An 18,264-nucleotide genomic window follows, 5' to 3' on the forward strand; every position below is an offset into this window, starting at 1 on the left:
AAGAGCCCTAGGGGATCCCTTATCGTTTTTGTCGGGCCCGTCTGGACACCGAGGTCAAACCTCGGGCTTCGTTCGCGGGGTGAGCGGTGTATAAGCGGCAGGGGGGACGGCAGCGCGGCATGCTGGGGGCGGGGGTGGGCCCGCGGCCGAGCGGCCGGCAGCGGTCGGGGGGCCGCCGGCACCGCGGGAGTCAGCGCGCCTTGCGCCCGCTGAAGCGCACGGTGCCGGCGGCCCGCGCCCGGCTCCTGGACGAGCGGGCGACGGCCGACCGCATCGCCCGGTTCGGCGCGCACCCGGACGTCTGGCTGCCGGTGCTGCGCCCGGCGCGCGAACGCTGGCTGCGGCTCGCCCTCGTGCACGACACCGGCCCGACCATGCCGGTCTGGCGTCCCCTCGTGCGCGAGCTGCACACCGTGCTGGCCCAGTCGGGCATCTTCCGCACGGTCACGCTCCACCCCGCCGGTCCCGACGGCCGGGCAGAGCACGTTCCCGACCCGGCCGACGGGCGCACCCTCACCCTGGTCGTCAGCGACTGCATGGGCCCGCAATGGCGCCCCGGCCCAGCGGGCGCCCGCTGGTACGCCACCCTGCGGCACTGGGCGTCCCGGATGCCGCTGGCCGTCGTACAGCCGCTGCCGGAGCATCTGTGGCCGACGACGGCGTTCCCGGCCGAGCCGGGCGTCCTGGCCTCGCCCGGCGCAGCGGCCCCGCCCGCCGCCCTCACCTTCGCCCCCTACGATCCCGACGCGGCCCGGCCGCACCCCGCCGCGTTCCCCGTGCCGGTCCTGGAACCGGGCGCCGCCTGGCTCGCCCACTGGGCCGCGCTGGTGGCCGGCCCCGGCGGCGCGCACACCCCGGGCGCGGCGGCCTGGCTGTCCCCGGCGCCGCCCGAGCAGGACCGGGCCGCCGATCCGGGGAGCCTGCCCGCCCAGGACCTGGTGCTGCGGTTCCGGGCCACCGCCTCCCCCGAGGCCTTCCGCCTCGCGGGACATCTGGCGCTGGCCGACCCTTCCGTTCCGGTGATGCGCCTGGTGCAGCGCGCGGTGGAGCGCGACCCGCGCCCGCAGCATCTCGCCGAGGTGATCCTGAGCGGCATGCTCACCGCGGTCCCGGGTCCGCCGGGCTCGTACGCCTTCCGCCCCGGAGTCGGCGAGCTGCTCCAGCGCACCCTCCCGCGCACCGCCCGCGGCCGCACCCGTGACCTGCTGGAACGGATGGGCCGCCTCATCGACGCACGAGCCGGCCTCGTCGCGGGCGAGTTCCGCGCGCGGACCGGCACCGGGAGCGCGGGGACGGCGTTCGCCACGGTCAGCGAGGACACGGTACGGCGGCTGGGCGCGGGCGGCCGGAACGCCGTACAAGAGGCCGAGCAGAACGAGCAGAGCAAGCAGGCCGAGCAGGGACGGAGTGCCGGCCAGGACAGCACGGCGTGGCCCACCCTCCGCTTCGAGACCGACACCGACCTCGGCACCCGGCCCGAGGCGCGGATCAGCCTCGAGTACGCCGTCCACCAGGTCCTCTCCCGCGGCGGTCTGACGCCGCAGCAGTACGAGGTGCTGGTCCGGCCCGACGGCTACCGCGTCCGCGTCGACCCTGGCGTCTTCCTGCTGCCGGTCCTGGCGGCGGCCCTGCGCTGGCTTCCCGGCCCCCTGACCGACCGCGCGGAGGCGGCCCCGCGGCTGCGGGTGACGTTCCAGGACGGTTTCGAGAACGGTTTCCCGGACGGCTTCCAGAACGACTCCCCGGGCGGCTTCCCGGGCGGCCAGGAGGCCGTTCCCCCGCAGGCGTCCGCCCCCGTGCTGGTGGTCGTCCCGCCCGCCCTCTACGAGGCCTTCGCCGACAGTTCCGCCGCGGCCGGGCCGCACCGTTTCCGCCCGCTGTACGGCGCCGCCCCCGACGCCCCGCCGCTCGCCTGGTACTGCCCGCTGCCCGCGCCGCGCGCCGAGGAGGAGCCGGACCTGGTGCGCGGGCCGTTCATCGCCACGGGCTCCGAGCGGCCGGGCATACCCGTGCCGGGCCGGTCCGCCGTCGTGCACCTGTGGTCCGCGGGCCCGCTCACCCTCCTCGACCCGGCGGGACCGCATGCCGGACCACACGCCGGACGGCCGGCGCGGCCGATGACGTACTACGAGGTGGACCTCACCCCGCAGCACGCCGGCCTGCCGGTCTCGCTGCCCAGTTCGGGCAAGGGCGAGTTCGTCGGGACCGCCATGCTGACCTGGTGGGTGGAGGACCCGGTGGCCTTCGTACGGGCGGGGACCGCGCGGGTCGCGGACCGGCTCCTCGCCCATCTGCTGGAGACCGCGCCACGGATCACCCGCCATCACTCGCCGCGTCGCGCGGCCGGGGCGCAGCGCGCGCTGGACACGCAGTTGGGCAGGTGGCCGGTGCCGGGTCTCGCGGTGCGCTGCGCGGTGCGGCTCGCGCCGGAGTGGGCGCCGCCGCCCGCGCCGCCGTCGGCCGCCCCGGCGACGGCGGCCTCGCCGACCGGTCTCCTCGCCGGCGCCGACGCCGTGCTGCTCGGCTTCGACGGTCCGGTGACCCGGCTGTTCACGGCGTCGGCGGCACGCGAGGCCGCACGGGATCTGCTGGCGGTGGCCGCCGCTCGGCGCGGCCCACGGGACGCGGAGCACACGCGGGTCACCCGGGAGGCGTCGGAGGTCCCGGCGCGGGAGGTGCTCACGCATCCGCTGGACGTGCTGCGCGTCTACGCCCGCGACGAGTTGGGGCCGCTGCTCCGGGCCCGTCTGGACGAACTGGAACTGGCGGCCGTCCCGCACGCGCCGACCACCCACAACTGCGTCGCCCTGGTGCGCGCGTTGCAGGAGTCGGGACGGCGGGTGGCGGTGGTGACCGACGTGTGCGAGGAGGCCGTACGCCGCTATGTGGAGCCCTACCGGCTGCTGTTGGACGGGGTCCACGGGCGCGGCCCGCATCCGGCGCCGCTGATGCCCGACCCCGGGTGTCTGCGGCGGGCGCTGCGATCCCTGGGGGTCGGGGCGGACGCCGGTGTGCTGATCGGGTCGACGGTGGCGGAGCTGACCGCCGCTCAGCAGGCGGGCCTGCGGTTCGTCGGCCTCGCGCGCAATCCGACCGTGGAGCAGGACCTGCGGGCGGCGGGGTGCGCGGTGACCGTTCGGTCGCTGACGGAGGTGCTGGAGGCGGCGCGCGCCCTGTAGGGGTCCGCCGGCGGGCGCCCCGGCACCGGGCGGACCCCATTCGGCGGCGCCCCACCCGGCCCCCTCCAGCGGGCGCCCGTCCGCACGCCCCCGCACGATGCGAGGGAGGCCGCCGCCCGGCGGCCGCCACGGTCTGCGCTCTCGGGAGGACCTGCCATGACCGCCAGTCTGGAGCAGCTGCGCCGCTGCCACTTCGCCGTCGACCTCGGCGCGGCGCGGACGCGGGTGTACGTCAAGGGGGCCGGCCTCGTCGTCGACCAGCCTTCCGTCGCCGCCGTGAACACCCGCACCGGGGCACTGATCGCCGTGGGCGAGTTCGCCGAGAGGATGACGGGGCGCACCCCGCACTACATCCGCGTCGTCCGCCCGGTCTCCGGTGGCACGGTCGTCGACATCGAGATGGCCCAGCGCATGCTGCGGCACCTGATCGGCGACAAGATCCGCCGACAGTTGCGTCGAAAGCCGTTTCTGCGGGCCGCCGCCTGCACCCCGCACGACGCCGACCCGCTGGCCCAGCGCGCGGCCATCGAGACACTCGTGGGGCTCGGCGCCCGGCGCGTCGAGCTCGTCGACACCCTGATCGCCGCCGCCGTCGGCTGCGGGCTGCCCGTGGAGCGGCCCGAGGCCACCATGATCATGGTGTGCGGGGCGGCCGCCACCCAGGTCGCCGTCCTCTCCCTCGGCTCCATCGTGACCGCCGAACGCATCCCGGTCGGCGGCGAGGCCGTGGACCACGCGATCGTCCAGCACCTGCGCCACGAACACGAGTTGATGCTCCCGAGCCAGTCCGTACGGCCCCTGCAACTGGCCCTGTCCGGCAACGGCCTCACCCCGCAGGGCCCGGCCTCCACGGAGATCCACGGCCGGGACGTCGCCACCGGCCTGGCCCGCTCCGTCCAGGTCGACACCGCGGCCGTGCGGGACGCCATCGAGACCCCGCTGACGGCCGTCCTGGACGGCATCGGGCGGGTGCTGCGGGACTGCCCGCCCGACCTGGTCGCCGATCTCGCCGACCGCGGGATCATGATGGTCGGCGGCTCCGCCCTGCTGCCCGGCTTCGACCAGATGCTCCGCGAGGCCACCGGCATGCCGGTGCACATCGCCGAACGGCCCGACATCTGCGCCGCCCAGGGCCTGGGCGCGATGCTGGAGGGCAGGATCGCGCCGCTGACGCTCGAACCGATCGCCACCACCTGACGGCCGGTCCCCCCCCTGCTCCCGCCGCGGAGCGCCCGCGTGCGCTCCGAGCCCGGACCGGTACTCCCTTGCCACCCCTGAACTCATTCGTTAAAATGCGATTGCATTCTGCAAATAAAATTTCGGTTGGCGAATCAGGGGCGTACAGAGTTTCGCTCAGAGCATTTTTCGGAGCACTTGGGGGATCAATTGGGGGATTTCCTCATAGCCGACCGCGATCGGTCCGTCTGCATCACAGGAACGGGCTGGACCACCGCGCTGGGCGACGACGTCGACGCGGTGTGGAAACAGCTGCTGAACGGGGGGAGCGGCGTCCGGTCCTTACCGGGCGACGGCGGGCCGTCCGCCCCGGCCGCGGCCTTCCTGCCGGACGGAGGACCGGCCGGTCCCCCCTCCGAGCGCCACGTCCTGCTCGCGGTGGCCACCGCCGCCGCCGCCCTGCGCGACGCCGGCTGCCCGGCCTCCGAAATCGGCACCCTCGTCCTCGGCAGCAGCCTGGGCCCGCACCTGGACGACGCCGCGGACATCTCCCCGCACGCCCTGACCGCCACCGTCGCCCAACGCCTGGGCGTGGCGCGGTCGGCCTCGGTGAGCACCGCCTGTTCCTCGGGCGCCGACGCCGTCCTGGCCGGCGCCGCCCTGATCAGCGGCGGCGAGGCGGACCGCTGTCTGTGCGGCGGCATCGACCTGCTGACCGAGGGCAAGCTCCTGGGCCACCGGGCGCTCGGCACCCTGTCGGCCTCCGGCACCGTCCGTCCCTTCGGCACCGACCGCGACGGCACCGTCTTCGGGGAGGGCGCCGGCTTCCTGCTGCTGGAGTCCCGTGCCGCGGCCACGGCACGCGGTGCCCGGATCCTGGGCGAGGTGCGCGGCTGGGGCGCCTCCAACGACGGCACCGGCCCCACCGCACCCGACGAGAGCGGGGCCGGCGCGGTCCTGGCCGTCCGGCGCGCCCTGGCCAGGGGCGGGGCGAAGGCCCGGGACATCGCGGTGATCAACGCCCACGGCACGGGCACGCGCGCCAACGACACGGCGGAGGCGGCCTGTTACCGCACCGTCTTCGGCCCCGGGTCCGACGCCGTCGTCTTCGCCACCAAGCCCGCCTTCGGCCACACCCTGGGCGCCACCGGCGCCGTGGAGGCCATCGCCCTGCTTCTCGCGTTGCGCCACCGCGCCGTGCCCCCGGTGCCCACCACCCGCACCGTCATGCCGGAGCTGCCGCTGCCCCTGGTGGCGGACGGCCCCCGGGACATCACCGGCTCGCTGGGCATCAGCGTCACCCTCGGCTTCGGCGGCTTCAACACCTGCCTGCTGCTGGCTCGCGCCGAAGGAGAAGCCGCGTGAACGAGGCCGAGTGGTGCCCCGCCGGCGCCCGTGTCACCGGCTCCGCGACCGTCGAGACCGACGACCCGGGCACGGCCCCGCGCCGCGTCTCCGGCGTGTACGCCGACCCCGTGGCCTGGCTGATGACCGAGGCCGTGGCCGTCGCGCTCAAGGCCTGCGGGGACGCCGCGCCCGAGAACCCCGAGGAGGTGGGGGTCGTCGCGGTGGGCGAGCGGGCCACGGTCCGCACGCTGCGCGCGCTCGCCGACGCCGTCCCGCACGGCCGGATCTCCCCCATGCGGTTCGCCGGCGCCGGACCGGGCTCCGTCGTCGGCGTCGTCTGCTCGGTGTTCGGCTTCCACGGCCCGGCGTCGATGCTGCCCATGCCCCTCGCGCCGGCCGTGCCGCTGGCCAGGGCCCTGTGCGGCGACTGGCTGCTCGGCGACCCGCCCGGCGCCGCACATGTCCTGGTCGTCACGCACGGCACGACCGACGAAGGCAAGCACCAGGCGCACTGCCTGGTCGTCAGTGGGCCGACGCCCACGCGGAGGCCCCGGACAACATGACCGCGCAGAACATGACGGACCAGTACCTGGACCCCATCCTGGTCAGCGACTTCCTCGACCGGATCGAGGAGGCCTCCGCCCCCCAGGACCCCGAACCGTGCGAGCTGCCCGCCCTGGTGGACCGGCTCGCGGCGCTGCCCGCCCCGCCGGGCGCGGTCGTCGTGATCGCCCTGCCCAACGGCATCCGCGCCCTGCGCTTCTTCTTCGCCGTGTCGCTGGCCGGGCACACGCCCGTGCTGCTCTCCCCCTCCACTCCGGTCAGCCGGGTCCGGGAGGTGGCCCGCGAACTGGGCGCCTGCGCGCTGGTCCGGGCGGCGATCCGGGCCGAGGGTGTCACCGGCGTCACCCGGGCCGGCGGTGCCGAGCTGGGCGTCTTCACCGAGTGGCCGTACCGGCACCACGGACCCGGCCATGTGATCCTGATGAGTTCCGGCACCTCCGGCATGGCCACCGGCTGTCTGCACGCCCTGGACGCGCTGCTGCGCAACGCCCGCCGGCACGGCCGCTCCCTCGGCCAGCGCGCCGAGGACACCACCCTGGTCAGCCTGCCCGTCTATTACTCCTTCGCGCTGGTCGCGCAGGTCCTGGGCGGTCTGGTGCACGGCTCGCGCCTGGTCCTGGCGGGGCCGCCGTTCTCGGTGGCCGACTATCTGGGCACGGTCGCCGGCCGGGGCGTCACCCTGTCCTCGCTGACCCCGAGCCTGGTGAAGGCCGTCGTCACCGCCGGCGGCGAACTCCCCGCCCCGCTGCGCACGCTCACCGTCGGCGGGCAGGCCCTGGACCCGTCGTACGTGTCCCGGCTGCTGAAGCTCAACCCCGAGCTGGGCCTGTACGTCACCTACGGGCTGACCGAGGCCGGTCCGCGGGTGTCCACGCTCGCCGCGCACCGGGAGCCGCCGCACCGGCACGGCTCGGTGGGACTGCCGCTGGACGGCGTCGAGGTGCTCACCCGGCCCACCGACACTGGGGCACGGGAACTGCTCGTGCGCTCCGACACCGTCTACCGCCGCCGCGTCGGCGAGGCCGCGCCGTCCAAACGGGGCGACCTGATCGAGCCCGGTCTGCTGGCCACCGGCGACATGGGGCACGTCGACGACGACGGGTACGTGTACATCCACGGCCGCTCGTCGGACTTCGCGGTGGTGCGCGGCGAGAAGGTGTCGACGGCGACCGTGCGCCGGGCCGCCGAGTCGCTGCCCGGCGTGGTCCGCGCCAAGATCGGCATCACCACGGGCGAGGACGACTCCGCCGTCCTCGAACTCGACGTCTACGTCGACGACGCCGTACCGCCCTCGGAGGCGGAGGTGCGGCGGCGGCTGCGGTCCCTGCTGACCCGCAACGAGCTGCCGATGACGGTACGGATCCAGCCGCTGCGCGCCGGCGAGCACCACAAGTGAGCGCGCCGGACCCGCTCACCCTGTACTGCGTGCCGCACGCGGGCGGCTCAGCGCGCAGTTTCGTGCGCTGGCGGCGCGAGCTGCCGGCCGGCCTGCGGGCGCAGCCGCTGGAGATCGCCGGCAAGGGCCTGCGCTCGCGCGAGCCGCGGGCGGCGACGCTGCGGGAGGCGGCCGTCGACCTCGCGCACCGCGTCGACCCGTCGGGCCGCTACGCGCTGCTCGGGCACAGCATGGGCGGCATCCTGGCCTACGAGACGGCCCTGGCGCTGCACGCGCTGGGCAGGCCCGGACCCGAGTTCGTCGTCGTCGCCGCGGCCCGGCCCCCGCACCTGCTCGGCCACTCCCCCTACGCCCCCCTGCTGGCCGCGGACGACGACGCCCTGCTCGACGCCCTCGCCGCGCACGGCCGCATCCCCCAGGAGGTACGCCGGTCACCGATGCGGCACCAGTTCGTCCCGGTGATCCGCGGCGACCTGGCACTGCTGGCCGGCCACCGCCCCGACCCGGACCCGCGCCCGCTGCCGGGCGACCTCGTCACCTGGTACGGCACCGGCGACCCGGACACCCCGCCCGAGGTGATGGCCGGCTGGCGGCACTACACGGCGGGCACCCACCTCGGCGAGGGCTTCGACGGCGGGCACTTCTTCCCGCACGAGCGCTTCGAGGAGGTCGCCGCCCGGCTGCTGGAGCTGGCACGGCAGCGAGCGGACCGCTGACGAAAGTCGGCGGCCCGCTCGCACCACGGCCGGATCAGTGCTGGACGGGGCACCCGCTCCCGCCGCCACGCACCGGGGCGTCGGTGTCGTGCCGGGTGCCCAGCAGCCAGTACGCCTCGTCCGCGGCCCGCCACAGCTCGGGGAAGAGCGCGAGCTGCGAACGCGCTTCCAGGGTGGCCAGGGACCGGCCGCCCAGGCTCTGCGGGAGTTCCTGCCCGTCGTCCTCCCTGCGCAGGCCCGGCTGGCCGCCCAGCTGCGACCACACCATGATCAGGTGGTGCTGTTTCCAGCCGAGGACGCTGCCGTCCAGCCGCAGCATCGCCTCCCGGACGAGGGCCAGGGCCTGTGAGTCGGCCGAGCGCGGGCCGTCGTATCCGTCGTCCTGCTGGGCGATGACGTCCTGGAGGGACAGGCCGGCCCGCTCCACGGCCTGTTCGTAGGCCTTCCACACCGGGCGAGCCACCCGGCGCAGGTTGCGGTAGCCCGGCGAGTCCAGGCCGGTGGCGTCCTCCGGAAGGGCGTTGCGCATGGTCAGCAGGCTGTGCTGCGGCAAGTGGTCGGTGAGCAGCCGCACCGCCTGGACGGTCACCTCGCTGAGCCCCGTGGCCCGGTCGAACAGCCGCACCGCCTGCGGAAACCGGTCCTTGTCCAGGTGGGCCGCGGCCCGGCGCAGCTCGTAGTGGACCTGTACCCAGGCGTACTCGGTGATGAGGTGGGTGACCTGGAAGAACCGCTGGTCGGGGTGGTTGGTCTCGCTCTCCGGAACCAGCGCGCCGAGGGCGTCGGTGAGGTGCAGGACGCTCTCGTAGTTGCTGCCCCGGTCGAATTCGTACGACAGCAGCGCGTTGGGTTCGTCCGGGTTCAGGGACCGCTTCACCGGTTCGCCTCCCTGGTGAACTCGACCAGCCAGTGGCCGGGCAGCTCGAACTTCTTCGTGCCGGTGAGGGCGAGGCCGACGCCGCCGCCGAGGTCACGCAGGTCGTCCAGGCTGCGCTCGCGGCCGCCGAGCAGGACCAGCATCAGCAGGTCGGCGTAGCTCGCCATCACGGGGTCCTTGCCGCTGTCCAGGAGCCGTTCGACGACCACGACCCGGCCGCCGGGGGCGAGGGCTTCGGCGCACCGGCCGAGGATGCGGCCGGCGTCCCGGTCGCTCCAGTTGTGCAGCGTGTTGGCGATCAGGTAGACGTCGCCGCCGGCCGGCATGGGGTCGAAGAAGCTGCCCGCGACCAGGTCGCAGCGCTCGGCGACCGGGGCGAGGGTGCCCTTGGCCTCCGTGACGACGCTCTCCAGCTCCAGCAGCGTGCCGCGCAGCGCCGGGTACTCGGTGAGCAGTTTCAGCAGCAGGGAGCCGTTGCCGCCGCCGACGTCGACGACGTGCCCGGCCGACGCCCAGTCGTAGAGGCGGGCCAGTTCCGGGACGAGCCGGTTGGCGATGCGGGCGATGCCCGCGTTGAAGGACCTCTCGATGTCCGGGTGGGCCTCCAGGTCCTCCCAGAAGGGCCTCCCGTGTGCCTGCTCGTACACCGGCAGGCCGGTGCGCACGGCGTCCAGGAGCCGCCCGACGGCCGGTTCGAAGCGGGCCTCCATGGGCCGGCTGGGGTCGTCGTAGTCGAGCCAGCGGCGCAGGTTGCCCGGATGGTCGCTGAGCAGCACCCGGCCCACGTCGGTCAGTTCGTACGCCTTGCCGGGGGCGCCCGGCTCCTCGGTCTCCGTGAACAGGCCGAGGAGGCTGACGTAGTGCAGGACGCGGCCCAGGGACTGCTCGTCGGTGCCGGTCTCGGCGGCCAGGGCGGACACGGTCCGGTGCCCCTGTTCGACCAGGTCGGGCAGGCCGAGCGTCGCGGTCACCCGCACGGCGGTGGGGGTGAACCCGGAGCCCAGGGCGAGGATCGTGTTCAACGGGTCTTGACGGAACACTGGTGTAGCTCCTTGTCCTTCACGTTCGGGGAATGTCCGCCGGTTTTCCCGGTACGCATTCAGGGGTTTTCCTCGATCTTTTCGAGGGCGTCGAGGAACCGCACGAGATTTTCCTGGATGCCGAGCGACGTGCGCAGGTATCCGGGGAATCCGAACAGTCCGGCATTGCGAACGAGAATGCCGAAATCGGCGGCGAGGCGATCCTGCGCGAGGGCGCAGTCGCGGGCCTCGACCGCGACGAAGTTGGTGACCGAGGGCAGGTGGCCGCGGCCCCGCCGGTCCAGTTCCCCGGTGAACCAGCGCCGCCGCTCGTCGGTGGACCGGCGCACTCCCGTGAGGAAGTCGCGGTCGCCGAGCGTGCTGACCGCCGCCGCCTGCGCGAGGCGGTTCACGCTGAACGGCAGGGCGCGCAGGGCCCGCCGCAGCTCGGCGATGAGTGCGGGCGGGCCGACGGCGTAGCCGACGCGCAGCGCGGCCAGCCCGTAGGCCTTGGAGAAGGTGCGCAGCGCGACGACCGGCGCGCCGCCGTCCAGCAGGTCGCGGACCTGCGGGGTGTCCGGGCCGGCGAACTCCATGTAGGCCTCGTCGCACACCAGCGGGACCCCGCCGCGTGCGCTGGCGTCGACCAGCGCGGTCAGCTCCTCGCGGGTGAGGGCGGCGCCGCTGGGGTTGTGCGGGTTGCACAGGTAGCCGATCCCGTGTCCGGCCAGGCGCGCGGCGAACGCGTCGGTGTCGACGGCCGTGCCGTCCAGGGCCACGGCGGTGCAGCCTCGCCGGGTCAGTTCCAGGCAGGCCCGGTAACCGGGGAACGTACCGGCGGTGACGAGGCCGGGACGGGTGGGATCACCCAGGGCGAGGGCGGTGGCCAGGACGAGTTCGTCGCTGCCGTTGGCGACGGCGATGTGGTCCGGGGTGACGTTCCAGTGCTCGGCCAGGGCGTGGACCAGTTCGTGGCGCTCGGGGTCCGGGTAGACGTTCACCCGGCCCAGTTCGCGCTCGGCCGCCCGCAGGGCGGCCTCGCTGGCTCCGTGCGGGCTCTCGCTGAGATGCAGCCGGATCAGGTCGTCGGCGCCGGGGACGCTCGCGTTGTACGTCCTTGCGGGGGCGGGGGCCCGGCTCACAGGCTGTCCCCCAGCAGGACGCCGAAGCAGTAACTGCCGACCTCGGCCTCCAGCGTGAGGAAGCAGTGCTCGCCCCCGGCCGGGATCCGCATCACGGCGGGCGAGACCAGTTCGTGCCGTCGGCCGTCGAGCAGGACCTCGATGCGGGCGCCTCCCTTGTTCGGGGACACCAGCAGGTACAGCTCGTCGACCGGGTGGGTGTGCGGCGCGGCGACGGGTTTGCCCACCAGGGCGCTGAGTTCGCCGCCCGCGAGCTGCACGGGCAGGCCACCGAACATGTCGGCGGTGAGGTAGAAGGGCGCGGGCTGGTGGTGCCCGGCCACGGCGAGGGGGATGGGCAGGCCCTCGATGATCTCGGGGTCGGCCGGACATCGCTCGCTCATCACTGGGCCTCCAGGACGAACAGGTAGGTGTGGGGAGCGCCGAAGGGAATCGTGCGGCGCAGGTGCAGCCCGCCCTCGTGGAAGAGGTTCTCGTACTCCTCGCGCGTGTAGATGGGCACGCCCATCAGGGCATGGGCCAGCTCGAAGCCGCTGGAGAAGACCGGGAGTTCCTCCCCCTCGCCACGCGGGCGGACGGTGGTGTCGGCGAGCAGGAAGGTGTGCGCCTGCGGGAACGCCTTGCGCAGCGCCGGGATGACGTCCATGCGGGTGCCGGGGTCGACGAGCAGGTCGTGCAGGAACATGAAGCTCATCGCGACGTCCACCTGGTCGGCGCCCTCGATGCGGCGGCCCCGGAAGAGGACGTCGAGGACGTCGGCGCAGATCGGCCGGACGCGGTCGGTCAGCTCGTGGCGCTCGACGGTGCCGGCGGCCAGCTCGGTGGCCGAGGCGCTGATGTCCAGGCCGATGCCGCGGGTGCCGGGACGGGACTTGACGAGCCGGCAGACGCGCTCGCTGATGCCGCTGCCGAGGTCGGCGAGGACGGAGAAGTCGAGCGCGGCGATCTGCTCGTCGAGGAGGTGCCGCATCAGCGCCAGGTCGGCCTGGGCGGAGCCGAGCGCCACCATGGCCTCGTTGCGCAGGACGTCCTGGCCGAAGACGCGTTCTCCGCGGGTGATGGCCGCGGCGTTGGCGAAGACGTCGTGGTATCCGCCCACGCCCCAGGTGAAGAAGCCGATCTTGCGGCGCAGTTCGCTCCAGGCGGGGGTGGGCGTCACCCGGTCGCCGGTCACGGTGAGGTACCCGAAGGCCTCTGCCGCGGACAGCAGCCGGCGGAACACGACCTCGTCCAGCTGGCGCAGCCGGGAGTACTCGGCCACGTCGAGCCGGCCGGTTCCGTCGAACCAGGCGAACAGTCCCAGTTGTTCCAGGGCGAAGACGACGTTGGTGGAGATGAATCCGTTGAAGGCGGTGTCGGCGTCGAGCGGGGTCTTCGCGTCTCCGCACCAGTCGGCGGGAGGTAGAACGCTTTCGTCCCACGTGTGGAGACCGTCGCGGGAAACGGGAGCAGTCACAGGAAGGGCCTTCCTTGTCTCAGGCGATACCGACGTGAGCAGGTGCCGACGCGGAGCGGGTGCCGACGTGAGCCGGTGCCGGCCCGGTCGATACCGGTGTGCGGTCGGCGCCCGCGTGGTCGGTGCCGGTGTGCGGTCGGTGCCGACCGATCACGCGAGGGGGGAGGTGGCGGCGGCACGTTCCACCGCTGCCGCCAGTTCGCGCACGGTGGGGTGATCGAAGAACAGCCGGTTGGGCAGTCGGACACCGAGCTTCCGGCGCAGCCGGACAAGCACCTGAGTGGCCTTCAGGGAATGGCCGCCCGCTTCGATGAAAGGGGTGTCGTCGTCGAAGTCGTCATGACCGAGAACCTCGATCCACGCGGCTCTGACCTGGTCCGTCATGGCCCGGACGGATGGCGTCACGGGCGGTTCGGAAAACTGTTCCGAATACTGCCCGGAATGCGGTTCCGGATGTGTCCCCGAACCGTCTTCGAGCCCTGTTCTCATACCGTCGCCAGGACGTGTCTTCACACCGTCGTCATTCAAAAGGGATTCCCCCGTGTCGTCGCGGATCACGCTTGTTCACCGCGGCTGCGGCGCAGCCCGGTTCAGCGACCCCGCGCATGGGCATGGTCGTATGTCGTTTCTCTGTTGTCTGGTTCCCGTAAGGAAGGGGCGCACGACCGGTGGCCAACCGGTCGGCCTCTGAGGTGAATGTTCACCATGGCGGCCAGATTGCCGCTATCGGAGCGTAGGCAGCGGGCATCGGCCTGGTCAAGGGGCGATTGTCGGCCAGGTCCAGCCCCTCCCGGAATCTTGGGCCAACGCTTTTACTTTGCGCTTCAATCAATCGGCGCAACCACGTGTACCGGCCAACCGCCTGTCCGAAAAGCTGGTTGACGGCCGAAAGTCGGCCCCCCTACGGTCGATGAGTCGTATGTGAACGCAGCATTTCAGCGGCTGCGTTCAGCGAAGAGAGATCCAGGCACTACAGAGGGAATGATCTACGCTGCACGGGGGAACACATAACGATCGTCCGGCCGGCTCCACCCACCGGCCGAGGCATTTCCGCACTTCGACGACACCTCGATCGGCGACCGCCCGACCAGTGGCCGCCTGATTCCTTCGGGCCGTTTCGGCCTTTCCTTTCCTTTCCTTCTTCGGTTCTCCGCTGCCTTGCCCGCATTCACGGCTGGGCGTGCGGGACGCCGGAATTCGTCACGAGATGCATCAAGGAAGCGTGTTGAGGCATGCGATTCTGGGCGCCGGCGGAGTCGGACTCGCCCTCGGGGCGGCACTGGCCCGCGGGGGCCACGACGTGACGCTGGTCATGCGGGAGTCCTCGCGAGCCCGCTACTGCGGAGTGATCGACGTCCACAGCGCGCTGCGGGGCGACCACCGTGTCGCGGCGCGCGGGGTGGACCGGCTCGACGAGCCGGTCGACGTCCTGTGGGTGACCGTGAAGGCACCGGCCCTGCGCGCCGCGCTGGACCGCGTCGGCCCACGGCCGGCCCCGCACTCGGTCGTTCCCCTGCTCAACGGTCTCGACCACCCCCGGCTGCTGCGGGACCGCTTCGGGCCTCGCCAACTGGTCGGCGCGATCCGCATCGAGGCGGAGCGCACCGCACCCGGGAGGGTCACCTGGAACTCCCTGTTCGCCGAGGTCAGCCTGGCGGCGGACGAGGACGGACCCGCCGGGACCGACTCCACGGCAGATACCACGGGCGGCGGTCGGCATCCGGACACCGGCCCCGCGGACGGACCCGCCGCTCCTTACGCCCCCTTCCGGGACGCACGCCTCGACCCCCGGCTCACCGCCCTGGCCGAGGACCTCACCGACGCGGGCATCGGCTGCGTACTGGAGCGGGACCCGGCGAGCGTGCTGTGGCACAAGCTGGCACTGCTGCTGCCCCTGGCCCTGGCCACCACCGCGGCCGACGGCCCCCTCGGTGTCGTACGCCGGCGGCCCGCGCTGCTGTCCCTGCTGCGGGACACCGCACGGCAGGCGTGCGCCGTCGCGGCGGCCGACGGCGTCGCCGTCGACGAACGGGACCTGCTGCACACCCTCGACACCCTGCCCGGCCGGACCGACACCTCCCTGCACCGGGACGTCGCCGCCGGCATCCGGCCGACCGAACTCGCCGCACTCACCGAACCGGTGCTGCGCCGCGCCCGCGACCGGCACACGCCCGTGCCGGCGATCGCCGAACTGGCGCGCCTGGTTAGGGAACGGGAGCTGCGGGCGCAGGTACCCGCGCCGCACGGAGCCACCTACCGCAAGGGAGAAACGTCATGACAGTCGGTTCGGGCGACACCCTGGAAGCGACCCTGAAGGAGATCCTCGTCGAGGACCTGTTCCTCGACGTGCCCGCCGAGCAGATCGGGGACGACGACGGCCTCCTGGACGTCCTCGGCCTGGACTCCCTCGGCTTCGTGGAACTGCGCGCCCAGTGCGAGCAGCGATTCGGCGTGAAGATCACGGACGCCGAGTTCACCCCGCTCCACTTCCGCTCGGTGCGCACGGTGGCCGGCCTGGTACGCACGCTGCGCACGGAGTCGGCCGACGAGCACGTGGCGGTCCCCAAGTGAGGGCACCGGCCTCCTCCGAACAGCTGGACGTCTGGCTCGCCTGCCAGCGCGAACCCGATTCCGACCGCTACAACGTCACCGTCGACCTGGAGTTCGCCCCCACCGTCGACGTGCCGGCGCTGCGGGCCGCGCTCGGCGACGTCCTGCGCGCCCACCCGGCGCTGCGCGGCGCCTTCCTCACCGAGGGAGGCGAACTGTGGCGCACCACCGAGCCCGACCCGGCCCCGGCGTTCGTCACCGAGCGGCTCCCCGGCCGCTACGAACGCGCCGAGGCCCTCGCCCGCGCGGTCGTCGCCGGCCGCGCCCCCTTCGACCTGGCCACCGCCCCGCTGCTGCGGGCCACCCTGCTGACCGGGGACGGCGGCGCCCTGCTCGCCGTCACCATGCATCACATCGTCTCCGACGGCTGGTCCAGCCGGATCCTCGCCGAGGACCTGGTGACGGCGTACCGCTCGCGGACGGCGGGCGGGCCGGAACTCCTCCCGCGCGAGGCACCCGGCACCGACCCGGCAGGCCGGGCGGCTTCCGACGCCGAGGCCGAGGCGTACTGGTCCTGCGTGCTGCGCGACGCCCCCGCCTCCCTCGCGCCCCCGCACGACCTGGTGCCCGAGGACGGCTTCCCCGGCCCCTCCGGCCAGGTGGAGGTCCCGCTGCCGGACGAGGTGCACGCCGGCGTCCAGGCCCTGGCGGCGGCCGAACGCGGCTCCCCCGCCGTGGTGCTGCTCGCCGCCTGGTCCGTGCTGCTGCACGCCTGGGCCGGTGAGTCCGAGGGCACCTTCGGCATGGTCTTCGCCGGCCGCCGGGACGCCGACGCCGAGCGCGTCGACCTGTTCAGCCGTGCCCTGCCCATGCGCGACCGCCCGGAACCCGGGGAACGCTTCCGCGAGGTGGCGGCCCGGCTGCGCGAGCGGATGCTCGACGCGATGGAGCACGCGCACCTGCCGGTGCGGCGCCTGCGCGAGATCCGCAGCGAGCGGGCCGACGGTCCCGGCACGGAGCGGACCGTGTTCATGTACACGCCCGCCTACGAGGACGAGTGGCAGGCCGGCGGAGTCACCGTCCGCCGCTTCGACCACCCGGACGAGACGACGAAGTACGAGTTCTCGCTCAACGTGCTGGAGGGCTCGGCCGGGACCCGGCTGTGCGTCTACTACGACACCGCCCGCTACCGCCGCGCGAGCGCCGAACTGTTCGCCGAGGAACTGCGCGAGCTGCTGGCCCGCGCGGTGGCCGACCCCGACCTCACCTGCGCCGAGCTGCTGGCCGTCTGCGACCCCGGCCTGTCCGAGGTGGCCGCGCACGGCGCGCCCGTCCCCGCGTCGGCCCCCCGCATCCCCGAGCTGGTCCTGCGGCACGCCGCCGCCCGGCCGGACGCCGTCGCCGTACGGCACGGCGAGCACACCCTCACCTACGGCGAACTCGCCGGCCGGGCGGGCGAGGTGGCCGGCTGGCTGCACGGGCGGGGCGTCGGGCGCGGCGACACCGTGGCCCTGCTGCTGTCCCCCGGCGTCGACACCCCGGTGTTCTGGCTGGCCGCCGCCCTGGCCGGGGCCGCCTACCTCCCGCTCGACCCCGCCTACCCGCAGGCCCAGCTCCAGCTGATCGTGGACGACGCCCGCCCGGCGGTCCTCGTCGTCGACCCCGCCTGCGGGCACAGCGTCGAGGTGCCGCGGGACACCGCCGTCCGGGTCGACGAGGCACTGGCGCGGGCCCGCGGTCTGACCGCGCCCGAGACCGCGCACGACGACGCCGCGACGCTCTGCGTGCTCTACACCTCCGGCACCACAGGCCGGCCCAAAGGCGTCGTCCTGCCGCACCGCGGACTGGCCCGGCTCCTGGACCGGCCCGACTTCATCCCACTGGACGAGAGCGACGTCGTCGCGCAGCTGTGCCCGCTCAACTTCGACGGTGCCAGCTACGAGATCTGGGGCGCCCTCGCCCACGGCGCGGAACTCGTCGTCCTCGACAAACACCTGGTGCTCAGTCCCCGAGAACTGCGCACGGTCGTCCGGGCGCGCGGGATCACCACGCTGCTGGTGACCACACCGCTGCTCAACCGGATCATCGAGGACGCCCCCGACACGCTCCAGTCGCTGCGGCGCGTCTACTTCGGCGGCGAGCTGATCTCCGTACGGCACATGCGCCGGGCGCTGCGCTGGAGCCGTCCGGGTGTCCTGCTGCACAGCTACGGCCCCACCGAGAACTCCTTCACCTCGACCTGGTTCCCGATCACCGGGCTCGCGCCGAACGCCCGGACCGTCCCCATCGGCCGGCCTGTCCCCGGCACCGAGGTACGGGTCGTGCAGGAGGGCGGCACCCGCCCGGTCCCGCGCGGGGTGCCCGGCGAACTCCTGCTGGGCGGGGCCGGTCTGGCCGACGGCTACCTCGGCGTGCCCGGCCTGACCGCCGACCGGTTCGTCACCGACGGCACGACCCGCCTGTACCGCACCGGGGACCGGGTGCGGTGGACGCCCGAGGGCCTGCTGGAGTTCATCGGCCGCGACGACAACCAGGTGAAGATCCGCAGTCAGCGCGTCGAACTCGGCGAGGTGGAGGCGGTCCTGGACGCCCACCCGGCCGTCGAGTCGGTCTTCGTCACCACCCGCGTCAACGGGCGCGGCGAGAAGGAGATCGTCGCCTACGCGGTGGCCGCGCCCGGCACGGACGCCGGCGACCTCACCCGGCACGCCAAACTGCGGCTGCCCGCCTTCGCCGTCCCCAGTCACCTGGTGCTCGTCGACGCGCTCCCGCTCACCCCGACGGGCAAGATCGACCGGCGCCGCCTGCCCGACGCCGGGCACGGGGCACCACCGCCCGCCCC

The 18,264-nt window shown here is 73.8% G+C and carries 15 protein-coding genes; 9 read left to right on the top strand and 6 right to left on the bottom strand.

Annotated features, from left to right (window positions below):
- The first annotated feature begins 200 nt into the window (after positions 1 to 200).
- From P1P75_RS29170 to P1P75_RS29195, 6 genes are all read left to right on the top strand, one after another.
- Positions 201 to 3,179: an SAV_2336 N-terminal domain-related protein gene (locus P1P75_RS29170; RefSeq protein WP_319260899.1), complete on the top strand. Its 2,979-nt coding sequence runs from the start codon at positions 201 to 203 to the stop codon at positions 3,177 to 3,179.
- A 156-nt stretch (positions 3,180 to 3,335) separates the two neighbouring features.
- Complete coding sequence (locus tag P1P75_RS29175) at positions 3,336 to 4,376, top strand: rod shape-determining protein (protein ID WP_266456359.1); 1,041 nt, start codon at positions 3,336 to 3,338, stop codon at positions 4,374 to 4,376.
- A 189-nt stretch (positions 4,377 to 4,565) separates the two neighbouring features.
- Positions 4,566 to 5,720: a beta-ketoacyl-[acyl-carrier-protein] synthase family protein gene (locus P1P75_RS29180; RefSeq protein WP_319260901.1), complete on the top strand. Its 1,155-nt coding sequence runs from the start codon at positions 4,566 to 4,568 to the stop codon at positions 5,718 to 5,720.
- Positions 5,717 to 6,265, top strand: coding sequence for a hypothetical protein (locus tag P1P75_RS29185; protein ID WP_319260903.1), 549 nt, complete (start codon positions 5,717 to 5,719; stop codon positions 6,263 to 6,265). The genes P1P75_RS29180 and P1P75_RS29185 overlap by 4 nt, the downstream gene beginning before the upstream one ends.
- Entirely contained in the window at positions 6,262 to 7,662 is a 1,401-nt protein-coding gene (locus P1P75_RS29190; protein WP_319260905.1) for a class I adenylate-forming enzyme family protein, read from the top strand. Before P1P75_RS29185 ends, P1P75_RS29190 begins: the two co-directional genes overlap by 4 nt.
- Positions 7,659 to 8,378 (top strand): alpha/beta fold hydrolase, encoded by a 720-nt coding sequence (locus P1P75_RS29195; protein WP_319260907.1) that lies wholly within the window; start codon positions 7,659 to 7,661, stop codon positions 8,376 to 8,378. The genes P1P75_RS29190 and P1P75_RS29195 overlap by 4 nt, the downstream gene beginning before the upstream one ends.
- A gap of 34 nt (positions 8,379 to 8,412) precedes the next feature.
- Here the strand turns inward: P1P75_RS29195 and P1P75_RS29200 are convergent, their stop codons facing one another.
- The 6 genes from P1P75_RS29200 to P1P75_RS29225 all read right to left on the bottom strand — a co-directional run bounded on the left by P1P75_RS29200 (position 8,413) and on the right by P1P75_RS29225 (position 13,430).
- Positions 8,413 to 9,255 (bottom strand): hypothetical protein, encoded by an 843-nt coding sequence (locus P1P75_RS29200; protein ID WP_319260910.1) that lies wholly within the window; start codon positions 9,253 to 9,255, stop codon positions 8,413 to 8,415.
- A complete protein-coding gene (locus P1P75_RS29205) occupies positions 9,252 to 10,295 on the bottom strand; it encodes a methyltransferase (RefSeq protein WP_319260913.1) in 1,044 nt (347 codons plus the stop codon). The genes P1P75_RS29200 and P1P75_RS29205 overlap by 4 nt, the downstream gene beginning before the upstream one ends.
- A 59-nt stretch (positions 10,296 to 10,354) precedes the next feature.
- On the bottom strand, positions 10,355 to 11,416 hold the full coding sequence (locus tag P1P75_RS29210) for a histidinol-phosphate transaminase (protein WP_319260916.1): 1,062 nt from the start codon (positions 11,414 to 11,416) through the stop codon (positions 10,355 to 10,357).
- A complete protein-coding gene (locus P1P75_RS29215; RefSeq protein WP_086771552.1) occupies positions 11,413 to 11,799 on the bottom strand; it encodes a hypothetical protein in 387 nt (128 codons plus the stop codon). The genes P1P75_RS29210 and P1P75_RS29215 overlap by 4 nt, the downstream gene beginning before the upstream one ends.
- The gene (locus P1P75_RS29220) at positions 11,799 to 12,872 is read right to left on the bottom strand and encodes an SAM-dependent methyltransferase (protein ID WP_319260918.1); all 1,074 of its coding nucleotides are present in this window, start codon (positions 12,870 to 12,872) and stop codon (positions 11,799 to 11,801) included. The genes P1P75_RS29215 and P1P75_RS29220 overlap by 1 nt, the downstream gene beginning before the upstream one ends.
- Before the next feature lie 150 nt (positions 12,873 to 13,022).
- On the bottom strand, positions 13,023 to 13,430 hold the full coding sequence (locus P1P75_RS29225) for an acyl carrier protein (protein WP_319260920.1): 408 nt from the start codon (positions 13,428 to 13,430) through the stop codon (positions 13,023 to 13,025).
- A 667-nt stretch (positions 13,431 to 14,097) separates the two neighbouring features.
- Between P1P75_RS29225 and P1P75_RS29230 the strand changes: the two genes are divergently transcribed.
- The 3 genes from P1P75_RS29230 to P1P75_RS29240 all read left to right on the top strand — a co-directional run.
- Positions 14,098 to 15,150 (top strand): 2-dehydropantoate 2-reductase N-terminal domain-containing protein, encoded by a 1,053-nt coding sequence (locus P1P75_RS29230; protein ID WP_319260923.1) that lies wholly within the window; start codon positions 14,098 to 14,100, stop codon positions 15,148 to 15,150.
- A complete protein-coding gene (locus tag P1P75_RS29235; RefSeq protein WP_319260926.1) occupies positions 15,147 to 15,443 on the top strand; it encodes a phosphopantetheine-binding protein in 297 nt (98 codons plus the stop codon). Before P1P75_RS29230 ends, P1P75_RS29235 begins: the two co-directional genes overlap by 4 nt.
- Positions 15,440 to 18,264 (top strand): amino acid adenylation domain-containing protein (locus P1P75_RS29240; protein ID WP_319260929.1); only part of this gene is annotated, 2,825 nt, incomplete at its 3' end. The genes P1P75_RS29235 and P1P75_RS29240, both read left to right, overlap by 4 nt.

The organism is Streptomyces sp. ID05-39B (assembly GCF_033794725.1).
GTDB lineage: Bacteria > Actinomycetota > Actinomycetes > Streptomycetales > Streptomycetaceae > Streptomyces > Streptomyces bobili.